Here is an 11,386-nt window from a genome sequence, read left to right as displayed (position 1 = left end):
TGCATCATAAAACATCAGACATGGCACAGGAGGTTTTTATAGATGATGCAAGTATAGGCTGGGAAGACCTTGGCGGCGGTTTACGCCGTAAGATCATGGCTTACGACGACCGCGTAATGCTCGTAAAGGTAGCCTTCGAAACAGGGGGCGTAGGCTCCATCCACCAACATCCACATACCCAGATATCGCACGTGCAGGAAGGTGTGTTCGAAGTCGATATCGCTGGTAATAAACAAATCCTCAAGGCTGGCGACGCATTCTTCGTACCGCCAAATACCGATCATGGTTGCCGTTGCATCGAGCAAGGGATGCTGGTAGACGTATTTAGCCCAATGCGCGAGGATTTTGTATAATTTATAGAAATATCAAAATATCATTATGTGTTTAGCGGGAATTTGTATAAATTGCCGCCCCGACCATCATTTTTTAAACCCGATAAGATTAGTAGCAGTTTGAAGTCGGCTCCAATTTAGATAACCCTAAAGACAGAGACAGGCCGTTATGCCCAAGAGTAAAGATTTTCCGCTTAATAGAAGATTAAAGAAAGGCGAAGTAAAAGCCTTTATCGAAAGTGGCGGCGCAAAGCTGCACCGCGAGTATACCTTCGATTTTTATGAAAAATACCGCAACGGCACAGAGAAGCGTGATGAAGTGTACGAGCTGCCCAACGGCGATTTTATTTATGTTTTTGATCCCGCCAGCCAAAGTGTGCCCGGTAAAGGCAACTATTGGCAAAAGGATGCATTCCTTCGGTTTGTGAGCTGGAAAAAGCGCGTGGACGAAGACTATAAACATGGCCGCGCCGCCTCGGTAGACCATTGGCGCCACTACACCCGCCTGGGCAACCGCCTTATCGAAGCCGGCGATAGCCTGCTGACGGTGATCAGCACCGAACTCGATATTCCCGCCGAACTTGATTACGGCTACGAAAGCCTCGCGCTGATCGATAATGCTATTATCAATTACGATCTTTCAAGGGCGTGGGAGGTATTGTACGATGCACTGGTATTTTACATTGGTCAAATCATTGTGGAACGCATCAGCGGTGCCTGGGACATTAACGTCAAAAACTACGGTGGCGACTACCCGTACGTCACCATTCCCGGAACCGGTGAGTACTATATGCCCATCAACATCGTCCGCAGTGAGCTGGACGGGGTGAAGGGCAGTAACCTGCGTAAGGCTACGTCCGATGAGATCCGGATTCACGCATTTAAACAGTTATAAACCCGCCTGCTTTGCCGATGCTTCAATCGCCCATAGCAGGTACACGAGCGGTGCGTTCCAGTTAATGGCCACCTCGTTACTGGCATAAGAGCATTGGTCGTCGGTGTAAGCTTCGTCCGGCACGCGCGACGTGTACGACGGGCATTTGTCCTGCATGCCGGGATTTGGCCCTCCTGCCAGGAAACCAGGTACCGGCTCGGCCACACCATCCGCATCAGAAGGGCGATGATGAAGGTGCATCACTTGTTTGCTGCCAAAGCCGGTAAGGTAGCAGTATCCCGTCGCATTGCGCCCCAGCAGGTAGTCCGCTATATCTATCGCGCCATCCAAATGGCGACGGTCTTTCGTAAGCCGGTAGGCCTGCAATAATGCGATGCCCTGGTTTGCAGCTACGGAGTTGCTGCCCCAGATGAAGTTGCCTGCTTTTTTGCCCATCGCATTCTGGTACGTAGTGCTGTCGCTGCCGCTGAGAAAGCCGTCAGCGAAGGCGATTATAGCCGCCTTTTGCGCCAGTGTATAATATGCCAACACCTGTACCTGCGCCCAGGCCGGTAAACGCCATTGCTGGACAGGTACATTCGTAATATAAGATTGGTATTGTGTGTCGCCGGTCGTCTTATACAGCTCGGCAGCGGCCCATATCCATTCGTCGTTTACAGAGCGGTCTCCGTATTCCCCCGTCGTGATTTTTGGTTCAAACTGTTTGTTCAGTTCCTCTTGCTGGTAAAATACTTTCGGATGTTGCAGCGCCCACCGCCAGGCCTTGATGGCGGCTTTGCGGCAGGAGTCTGCCAGCACACGGCTGAACGGCGCATATACTCTCGCTGCCTGCGCGGTAACAGCAGCAAAATCGAGTGCGGCGGCGGTAGATTTCTGCACCACGTAACGCGGGCCAGTAGCTTTATCGGGCATCACGAAGCCGTCGAAAGAGGGATTAGTGAGTTTATGGTAAACACCGCCGTCGGTCGGATCCTGCATGCGCAGCATCCAGCGAAGGTTGTAGGCGCACTCGTCCAGCAGATCGGGCCAGCGGTTGTTGCTCTCGGGAATGTTGAGCTGAACGGATTTGCAATAAGCGGGATATGCTTCGTACAGCGAAAGCAAAGTGCCCATCGTAATGCCACTATTCACGATGTATTTATTGTAGTCCCCTGCATCGTACCAGCCGCCCGGGGCACTGATCTTGCCACCTCCGCCGACGGACGGATGAATGTATACCAACGTATCCGGGTGGCCTGCCGGGCGTTTCCATTTACCGGCGTAGGTTTCGGTTAGCGGCATCGACAGGCGCTGGAAGTAATAACTTTTCATGGCAGCTTTGGCGGCGTCATGGTGCGCTTTTGCACTGATGTGAATCGTTGGAGAGGTAAGTTTGCCTGTTTTTAGCTGGTATTTGCCGTTACGTTTAAACTGGCTGAAGTCGGCGGCATAAGTCGTTTGCGGGGAATAGCTGTTTTTCAGTGGTCCATGCAGCTGGCCGGTGTATACCGTGTCGCCGCCTGGCAGTTGTACCAGGTAAAAAGTGCCTGGCTCCGTAGTTTTTACGATTGCCTTTTTCGGGCCATTGGTATAAAAGCCAACCTGGTTGATGGCAATTTGTTGTGAAAAGGCAGGCAGTATGCCCAGGATAGCGCATAACGTGGCAATCGACTTATTAAACATGCTTGGAGAGGCTTTGTGTCAAAATAAGACTTTATCCTGAAAATTTTTAGTGCCAGGCCTACCTCACGTTCACCCGCAAACGCGTTTTCAGCGTCTTTAATATAGTTTCACTGACAACATGTACTGGAGCAACTAGCTCTACCAAACGCCGGGATGACTTATTTATCATGGCATATGCTTACATGAAGCTCCAGACAGGATTTAGATTTTGCTAAACTGAGTCCCCGGCCTCTTCAGGCCGGGTTTTTATTTGGAATGTCTGTACGCAAGCGGTCATTTGTTGTACTAAAAACGGACAATGTCTTTTGTTTAATGCATTGATAATCAGCTTCCGGAAAGGCTGGCACCATTTTGATATATTAGCTGCGTCACTGCAATACGAAACTTATGTTCAGGAACTATCTTAAAACGGCGCTTCGCAACCTCTGGCGCCATCGGGGTTTTACGGCGATAAATATTGTCGGTTTGTCCGTCGGTATGACTGCCTGCCTGCTGATATTTTTATATGTATCGTTCGAATGCAACTATGATCGTTTTCATGATAAAGCCGACCGCATTTACCGCATAACGACCGATATCAAGACCGCTTCAGAAATCATTCCCACCTCGTCTACGTCCTTTCCCATGGCGCTGAGTATTAAGCGGGACTTTCCGGAAGTGGAGCTCTCCACGTCCTTTTATAAGGCGCAGATGCTGATCCGAAACGGCGAGCGGAAGTTCCAGGAAAAGGATGTGTTGCTGGCAGATTCTACCTGTTTTACGATGTTTAATATGCCACTCTCGCGTGGTACAGCAGCGGAGGTGTTTAAAACCCCCTATGAAATAGTATTGTCGGAACGGGCGGCGGAAAAGTACTTTGGTAACGAAGATCCGATCAACCGGGTTTTAACACTGGATGATAGTACCGCACTGAAGGTAACGGGTGTGATGAAAAACATGCCCGAAAACTCCCAGTTCAAAACAGATGTACTCCTGCCAATGTCGCTGATGTCGCGCGGCCTGGAAACCGCCTGGGGTAACTTCGGATGGCAAGCATACATACTGTTGAAGCCGGGAGCGGACTATAAAAAACTGGAAGCAAAACTCCCGGGCATGTTGGAAGATCGCGTGCCGAAAGACCAGCGCGTAATGAGTTATACGTTGCACCTGGAGCCGTTGAAGGATGTATACCTGGTATCGGACCGGGGAGGTTACGAAAGCGGAAATATCACGAACGTATACATCTTTTCGGTGGTAGGGATTTTTATATTGGTCATTGCCTGTATCAACTTCGTAAACCTCACTACCGCACGGGCTTCGGAGCGTGCGAAGGAGGTGGGTGTTCGTAAGGTGATAGGTGCCACCCGGCGCGAACTGGCTACGCAATTCCTGGGTGAGTCAATCGTTATCTGCGTCATTTCCTTTTTTCTGGCACTTATGCTCGCCGCATTGGTAAGTCCTTTGTTTAATGCGCTTTGTGGAAAACAGGTAAGCGTTAACCTGTTTAGTCATGGCCGCCTGTTATTAATGTTGCTCGCCATTGCCCTGCTGATTGGTGTGCTGGCCGGTGTGTATCCTGCATTAGTTTTATCGCAGTTTAAACCAATATCGGTATTGAAAGGCCGCTTCGTATCTACCAGGAGCGGGCTTGGACTGCGAAAAACGCTGGTGGTAGTGCAATTTACGGTATCGATCATTCTTATTGCAGGAACGATCATCGTATACAAACAACTGTACTTCATGCGCCACCAGGAAATGGGCTTTGCAAATGGACAGCAACTGATCGTCAGTTATTATGAAGATCAGCAGGTGAACAAACAGTTGCCCCGATTCAAACATGAGCTGGCACAGATTCCTGGAGTGGAAGCGGTGAGTGCGTCTATGGCTGGTCCCGGTACCCCGCAATGGGGCGCCTTTACCGAAATCGAAAATCGCAACGGAGAACTGCAATCTGCGAATCTCGATTTGTACAATGTGGACTTCGGCTTCCTCGAACAACTAGGTGTAAAAATGCGGGCCGGCCGCATGTTCGATGTGAAATATTCGACAGATTCAACGGAGGCGCTCGTGATCAACGAAACGGCCGCGAGGGTACTCGGCTATCCCAACCCGGAAGAGGTAGTCGGCAAGAAGTTTTCGCAGTGGGGTCGTAATGGCCGCGTAATCGGAGTTGTGAAAGACTTCAATTACCGCTCTCTTCGCGATACGGTCAAAGCTTTGTCTATCAGGGTGGCGCCGGAAAATTGTGCCTTCTTTTTGCTGAAGCTGAAAGCCGGCGATCCGCAAAAGATGGTGGCCGCTGTTGAAAGAAAGTGGCAGGAATTAGCGCCGCATCGTCCGTTTGACTATACTTTCCTGGACGAAAACTTCGATAAACAATACACTGCCGAAACACGCTTCTCACGCCTGTTCTTCTACTTCGCCGGGCTGGCCATCGTTATTTCCTGCCTGGGTTTGCTGGGCCTCGCGGCTTACAGCACCGTACAACGTACCCGCGAAATCGGTATACGCAAAGTGTTGGGTGCGTCTATGGGAAATATTACCGCGTTGTTGTCGAAGGAGTTTGTAGTGCTGGTGTTGATCGCCCTGTGTATTGCCTCGCCGGTGGCCTGGTATGCCATGGACCGGTGGGCTGATGGCTTTGCATATCGTGCGCCGATCAGTTGGTGGGTGTTTGCGGTAGCCGGTGTACTCGCTATCGCAATTGCCCTACTCACCGTCAGTTTCCACGCGATTAAAGCCGCCATTGTTAACCCCGTAAAAAGCTTACGTTCCGAGTAAGATTCCGCCATTCTTAAATGATAAAGCCGCTCCGTGTAAACGAAGCGGCTTTTTTTATGAACAAGGCCGGCGGCTTTAAATCTTATCTTCTTTTCTATGTTTTGCTATGTTTCGCCTGCCTGGATGTTCTGTTACAGGTTTGCCTGGATCTTCTTTTCCAGTACGGATTTAGGTACTGCGCCTACCTGTTTGTCCACCACTTTACCACCTTTGATAAATAACACGGTAGGCAGATTGGTGACGCCAAAGTTCACCGATACTTCGGGGTTGGTATCAACATCCAGCTTGCCGATGTTTACCTTGCCTGCGTATGAGTCCGACAGGTCGTTAATGATAGTGCCCAGCGCGCGGCACGGACCGCACCAGGCGGCGGTGAAATCTACTACGCTTAATTTATCTGACTGCAGTACTTCAGCTGCAAAATTCTGGTCGGTGAATGTGAGTGCCATATGTTTTGGAATTATGACGCTAAAGTAGATGCTTTTTGCTTACGCAAATATTGATTGCTGTTATGTGCACATTGATGAAATTGATAACTGCTGAAAAGCGCGTTGCCGCTGAAGTGAGTGACACAACGGCGGCTGAAGAGGGTGATAGAGATGGATAAAAAGAAGATTTACGATTTGCCTTTCACGTTGAAAATGAACCCTACCCCATATACATTGTCGATACTCACCATGCCCGACTTTGAAAGGTGTTTGCGCAGGCGGGATACAAACACGTCGAGGCTGCGGCCGAGGAAATAGTCGTTGTCGCCCCAGAGCTGCTTTAAAATATCTTCGCGTTTGAGGATGCGATGCTCGTTCCGGAATAAAAAATCGAGCAGCTCCGCCTCCCTGGGCGTAAGGGTGATTTCCTTATGAGAACCGATATACAGCTTGAACGAATCTTTATAAAACTTCACATCGCCGCGCTCAATAAAGTTGCGGCTGGATAAGTCGGCCGGCGTATGCTGGTTGCGTTTGAGAATGTTGCGTATGCGTAATACCAGTTCGTCAATGTCGAAGGGTTTGGTCACATAATCGTCCGCGCCGATCTTGAGACCGAAAAGCCGGTCGGAGCGCTCGTTGCGGGCGGTGAGGAACAGGAAGGGGACATATTCGTTGATCTTCACCACTTCCTGCGCCAGCGTAAATCCGTCCATATCGGGAATAGACACGTCGATGAGCAGGATGTGATACAACTGTGGATCGGCCTGAAAGTGTTGCAATGCTTTTACGCTCGACTGGTACCAGGTGACCTCAAAATCCATGATCTCCAGGTATTGGCGCACTACATTGCCCAGGTCCGTTTCATCTTCTATCAGTAATATCTTCGGTTTCATGATCACAATTTATAAAGGGATGGTGATGATAAACATGCTGCCTTCGCCCGGCGTGCTTTGCACGTTTATTTTCCATTGATGCGCGTCTGCAGCTTGTTTAGCGTAATATAAACCCAGTCCCAATCCTTTAATTTGTTGGTTGTTGTTTTTGATGCTGCGGTAGAATTTTTCGAAGACCCGTTCCCGCGTTTCCTTGTTCATACCAATGCCATTGTCGGCAATGCTGATGTAGCAATACTTTTTATCGGAAGTGGTTTTAACGGTCAGCAATTTCTCGGACTGTGTATTGTATTTCACGCCGTTATCGAGCATGTTAAGCATAAGCGTAGTGAACCAGAACTGGTCCACCATGGCTGCATCGCGCGTAGCTTCTTTAATAAAAGTCAGGTGGATATTGCTGCCTGCCACCTTCAGCCGGTAGTCCAGCATAATTTCTTCCAGCAAAGCGTGTAGTGAATGCGGTTTGGCGTTAAGCGGTATTTGCCCCAACGTGGTAATATTCAATACTTGACCGATCAGGTGTTTCAAACGCTCCGCCTGCCGCTGGATGACATCTGTAAGCGCCGGAATGTTTTGCTGGTTGGCGATAATGCGCTCGTTACGCAAACTCTTATTCGCGACAAAAATCGCTGATAAAGGCGTGTGAAATTCGTGCGTAATGCTGTTAATGAAATCCGACTTCATTTCGGACAGCTTCTTTTGTTTTTGCCAGTTGCGGAAAGTGATAAAGTAAATCGTTACCACCGCCAATATAGAAAATAGCGACAGCAGCAGGTTTGGCAACATCAACCTTAAGATGGCTACTTTACGGTTGGCCGTATCTACATGGAGGCTGTATACAATCGTATAGGTATAATCGCCGCCCGAACTCACCGTCAGGTTGGTAATCTGATTCTGCTTGTTACGCTCCTGCAGCGTACCGCCGACCAGGGCACCGTCCTGCATTAGCGGCACCGATTTGATCAACGGATTTTGTTCGCGGATATTAAAAAGTGTAATTCCTTTCTCGCTGTTGCGGAAGTTGACATTCAGCACCTGGAAGGTGAGTGCATATGATAAGTCGCGGCGCAGCTGGTACTTCTGACTGGCCTGTTCCAGGATGCTGTCGACGGAGTTGGCCTTCTTAAGTGCGGCGAAAATGCTGTCCATCAACCGTTGGCGCAGTTCATTAAAACCTTTAGGGTTGGTGTGATACTGTTGCTCCAGTTCGAGCATGTGAGGTATGACGTAGCTTTCGATGATGTGCGCGCCGCCGGGAAACAGTTTGTCGTCCCGCACGTTGCGGCCATATTCTTCCTCGATCGACTTCTTCTCCGCCAGGTAATAGTGCTGGTTTTTAAGCTCGTAAGTATTATAGAGCAGGAAGAACAAAACCGAAGATAATACCAGGAAACTGGTAATCGCGATTAACGCATGCACAACGATGGGAGAGCGTAAATTAAGCATACCGGCGTTGAAGATAGATATTCTTACCGTAGTGTAATACTATTTTACCGCCATTTAATATTCGTTAACAATGTGTTTGAGGTCCGTTAACAGCTTGCCGCTAAAACCCTTATTAATTTTAGGTCCGGAACAAATACGCAATAACAATCTAATTATAAAATCAGCCTGAACAACGGGTGGGGGCGTAGCGGTAATCAGCTGCGCCTGCTGCCCAACCCCTGTTCCGGGCCTGAAGCAACTACCTGGTCCATCATCTTTATATGTAAGAAGTTCGTTAGCTACAACACGGCTAACGGCATCTGTAATGATTCATATGATTTGGTTATTAATAGAAAGGGCGGCAGCGTTCAGCTGTGGAGGGCGCAGGTCACTGCGCCCTTGCTTTTAGCGGGAATTGGGTTGCATCCATAAAGGATATTTGCCAATCATATAAAAGCCGCTAAACATTTACCAGTGCCCGTTTCCCCGCCGATGCTGCATTTGCCGCCGGGCGGCCGTAAAAAGTGGGGGGATAGGGGGCTTTGAAAACAGGCAGTTATGTGTATCTTGCTGAACAATAGCAAAACCGATTCAGCAATAGCAGGAATAGGGCTTTAGAGTAAGCGTGTCTTTATCATTCAACATTTTATCAAAAGCAAAATAGTGCCCTGGCCTGTAAAAAGCCGGGAGGCAGCCAAAAGTATGAAGAAACTAATAGTAGCGGCATTCGCGTTAATGTCCATCAAAGCTTCCGCGCAGTACGTGCAGGGGCCGGTAACAGACCCGGCAGAGTGGGTGAACCCGCTCATGGGCACCGACTCCCGTGGAGAATTGTCCAACGGTAACACCTATCCCAGCATTGCCCTGCCATGGGGAATGAACTTCTGGACGCCGCAAACGGGCGGTATGGGTGACGGCTGGCAGTACACTTATGGCTCCAGTAGAATCCGTGGGTTAAAACAAACACACCAGCCTTCTCCGTGGATGAACGATTACGGAATGTTTTCGCTCATGCCCGTTACCGGCGCACCCAAGTTTAATGAGAAAGAGCGCGCCAGCTGGTTTTCACACAAAGCAGAAGTTGTAAAGCCTTATTACTATAGCGTTTACCTGGCCGACCATAACGTAACGGCAGAATTAACGCCTACTGAGCGCGCTGCATCCTTCCGCTTCACCTTTCCTAAAACGGATAAGGCATATGTAGTGGTTGATGCTTTCGATCGTGGCTCCTACATCAAAGTAATTCCTTCAGAAAGAAAAGTAATTGGCTATAGCACCCGTAACAGTGGCGGCGTTACCAAAAATTTCCGTAACTACTTCGTGATCATCTTCGATAAAGATTTTGATCAGTCTTTCGCATGGAAAGATGGTAAAGAAGAAAAGAATCCTGAGCAAACGGGCAACCATACCGGTGCTGTAGTAGGTTTCAAAACGGCCAATGGTGAACAGGTGCACGCGAAAGTGGCATCGTCATTCATCAGTTTTGAACAGGCAGAAACCAACCTGAAGGAGATTGGTAATGATAATTTCGAAACCGTAAAGAACAAAGCAAAAGATACCTGGAATAAGACCCTGGGCAAAATTGCGGTGGAAGGTGGTACCGTGGACCAGGTACGTACTTTCTACTCTGCGCTGTACCGCATGCTTTTCTTCCCATTAAAATTATATGAAAAAGATGCGAAAGGTAACATCGTGCATTACAGCCCTTACACCGGTAAAGTAACACCTGGTTATATGTTTGCCGGCACTGGCTTCTGGGATACGTTCCGTGCGCAATACCCTTTCCTGAACCTGGTATTCCCATCCATCAATAAAGAAATGCAGGAAGGCCTGATCAACGATTACAAAGAAGGCGGCTGGCTGCCTGAGTGGTCGAACCCTGGCTACCAGAACATCATGGTGGGCAACAACTCCGCTTCTGTAGTGGCTGATGCGTACCTGAAAGGCTTGCGTGGTTACGACATCGAAACGCTGTACGAAGCCATGATCAAAGGCGCCAACAATGAAGGCCCTATTGATGCGGTAGGCAGGAGGGGAGCGAAGTATTACACGACGCTTGGTTATGTGCCTTACAACGTAGGTATAAATGAAAATGCCGCCCGTACGCTGGAATATGCTTACGATGACTTCACCATCTGGAAGCTGGCGATTGCGCTGAAACGCCCGGCAGCCGAAATTGAGACTTACGCCAAACGTTGCCAGAACTACCGTAACCTCTTCGACCCGGAAACAAAACTGATGCGTGGTAAAAACGAAGATGGTAAGTTCCAGGCACCTTTCAACCCGCTGAAATGGGGTGATGCATTTACAGAAGGTAACAGCTGGCACTACACCTGGTCAGTGTTCCACGACATTCAAGGTCTGCAAGACCTCATGGGTGGCCGCGAGTCTTTCGTACGTATGCTCGATTCCGTATTCATCATGGCGCCCGATTTTGATGATAGCTACTATGGTGGCGTAATTCACGAGATCCGCGAAATGCAGATCGCTAACATGGGGCAGTACGCACACGGTAACCAGCCCATCCAGCACATGATTTACCTGTATAACTACGCCGGCGAACCCTGGAAAACGCAGTACTGGGTACGCGAGGTAATGAATCGCCTGTATAAAGCCACACCAGACGGCTATTGCGGCGATGAAGACAACGGGCAAACATCCGCCTGGTATGTGTTCTCCGCACTCGGCTTCTATCCTGTTTGTCCGGGTACAGACCAGTATGTGTTAGGCGCACCATTGTTCAAAAAGGCTACGCTACACCTGGAGAACGGTAAAACGTTCACCATTACGGCACCTGCCAACAGTGAGCAAAATCGTTACGTGAAAGCCGTTCAGTTCAATGGTAAAGCGTTGGACAAAAACTGGATCAGCCACTTCGACGTGATGGCCGGTGGTAAAATGAACGTAAACATGAGCGCTACGCCTGAAAAAACGCGTGGTACTACTAAAGCTGCTTATCCTTATTCATTCTCTGTAAATAAATAGTCA

The 11,386-nt window shown here is 49.1% G+C and carries 8 protein-coding genes; 4 read left to right on the top strand and 4 right to left on the bottom strand.

What is annotated here, in order from left to right; translation table 11 throughout:
* Positions 1-20 precede the first annotated feature (20 nt).
* Both MKQ68_RS17010 and MKQ68_RS17005 read left to right on the top strand, forming a co-directional pair.
* Positions 21-353, top strand: coding sequence for a cupin domain-containing protein (locus MKQ68_RS17010; RefSeq protein ID WP_244843015.1), 333 nt, complete (start codon positions 21-23; stop codon positions 351-353).
* 148 nt (positions 354-501) lie between these two features.
* Complete coding sequence (locus MKQ68_RS17005; protein WP_264280159.1) at positions 502-1,227, top strand: hypothetical protein; 726 nt, start codon at positions 502-504, stop codon at positions 1,225-1,227.
* On the opposite strand, the gene MKQ68_RS17000 is transcribed toward MKQ68_RS17005, so the two are convergent.
* Positions 1,222-2,889: a glycoside hydrolase family 9 protein gene (locus MKQ68_RS17000; RefSeq protein ID WP_264280158.1), complete on the bottom strand. Its 1,668-nt coding sequence runs from the start codon at positions 2,887-2,889 to the stop codon at positions 1,222-1,224. The two genes, MKQ68_RS17005 and MKQ68_RS17000, sit on opposite strands and share 6 nt — an antisense overlap.
* 387 nt (positions 2,890-3,276) lie before the next feature.
* On the opposite strand from MKQ68_RS17000, the gene MKQ68_RS16995 reads away from it, so the two are divergent.
* Positions 3,277-5,649, top strand: coding sequence for an ABC transporter permease (locus tag MKQ68_RS16995; RefSeq protein WP_264280157.1), 2,373 nt, complete (start codon positions 3,277-3,279; stop codon positions 5,647-5,649).
* Between the two features lie 131 nt (positions 5,650-5,780).
* Here MKQ68_RS16995 and trxA read toward each other — a convergent pair whose 3' ends face one another.
* The 3 genes from trxA to MKQ68_RS16980 all read right to left on the bottom strand — a co-directional run bounded on the left by trxA (position 5,781) and on the right by MKQ68_RS16980 (position 8,419).
* On the bottom strand, positions 5,781-6,098 hold the full coding sequence (gene trxA / locus MKQ68_RS16990) for a thioredoxin (RefSeq protein ID WP_244843024.1): 318 nt from the start codon (positions 6,096-6,098) through the stop codon (positions 5,781-5,783).
* A 167-nt stretch (positions 6,099-6,265) separates the two neighbouring features.
* The gene (locus MKQ68_RS16985) at positions 6,266-6,973 is read right to left on the bottom strand and encodes a response regulator transcription factor (RefSeq protein ID WP_264280156.1); all 708 of its coding nucleotides are present in this window, start codon (positions 6,971-6,973) and stop codon (positions 6,266-6,268) included.
* 9 nt (positions 6,974-6,982) lie between these two features.
* Positions 6,983-8,419: a sensor histidine kinase gene (locus MKQ68_RS16980; RefSeq protein ID WP_264280155.1), complete on the bottom strand. Its 1,437-nt coding sequence runs from the start codon at positions 8,417-8,419 to the stop codon at positions 6,983-6,985.
* Between the two features lie 681 nt (positions 8,420-9,100).
* Here MKQ68_RS16980 and MKQ68_RS16975 point away from each other — a divergent pair.
* The gene (locus MKQ68_RS16975) at positions 9,101-11,383 is read left to right on the top strand and encodes a GH92 family glycosyl hydrolase (RefSeq protein WP_264280154.1); all 2,283 of its coding nucleotides are present in this window, start codon (positions 9,101-9,103) and stop codon (positions 11,381-11,383) included.
* Positions 11,384-11,386: the final 3 nt, after the last annotated feature.

The sequence above is a fragment of the Chitinophaga horti genome, assembly GCF_022867795.2.
In the GTDB taxonomy this organism is placed as follows: domain Bacteria; phylum Bacteroidota; class Bacteroidia; order Chitinophagales; family Chitinophagaceae; genus Chitinophaga; species Chitinophaga horti.
The sequence above is the reverse complement of the archived record's forward strand: the minus strand, read 5'-3'. Positions and strand labels throughout refer to the sequence as shown.

Coding starts and splice junctions, on each gene's coding strand:
- MKQ68_RS17010 (WP_244843015.1), top strand. CDS start 21: ATGGCACAGGAGGTTTTTATAGATGATGCAAGTATAGGCTGGGAAGAC.
- MKQ68_RS17005 (WP_264280159.1), top strand. CDS start 502: ATGCCCAAGAGTAAAGATTTTCCGCTTAATAGAAGATTAAAGAAAGGC.
- MKQ68_RS17000 (WP_264280158.1), bottom strand. CDS start 2,889: ATGTTTAATAAGTCGATTGCCACGTTATGCGCTATCCTGGGCATACTG.
- MKQ68_RS16995 (WP_264280157.1), top strand. CDS start 3,277: ATGTTCAGGAACTATCTTAAAACGGCGCTTCGCAACCTCTGGCGCCAT.
- trxA (WP_244843024.1), bottom strand. CDS start 6,098: ATGGCACTCACATTCACCGACCAGAATTTTGCAGCTGAAGTACTGCAG.
- MKQ68_RS16985 (WP_264280156.1), bottom strand. CDS start 6,973: ATGAAACCGAAGATATTACTGATAGAAGATGAAACGGACCTGGGCAAT.
- MKQ68_RS16980 (WP_264280155.1), bottom strand. CDS start 8,419: ATGCTTAATTTACGCTCTCCCATCGTTGTGCATGCGTTAATCGCGATT.
- MKQ68_RS16975 (WP_264280154.1), top strand. CDS start 9,101: ATGAAGAAACTAATAGTAGCGGCATTCGCGTTAATGTCCATCAAAGCT.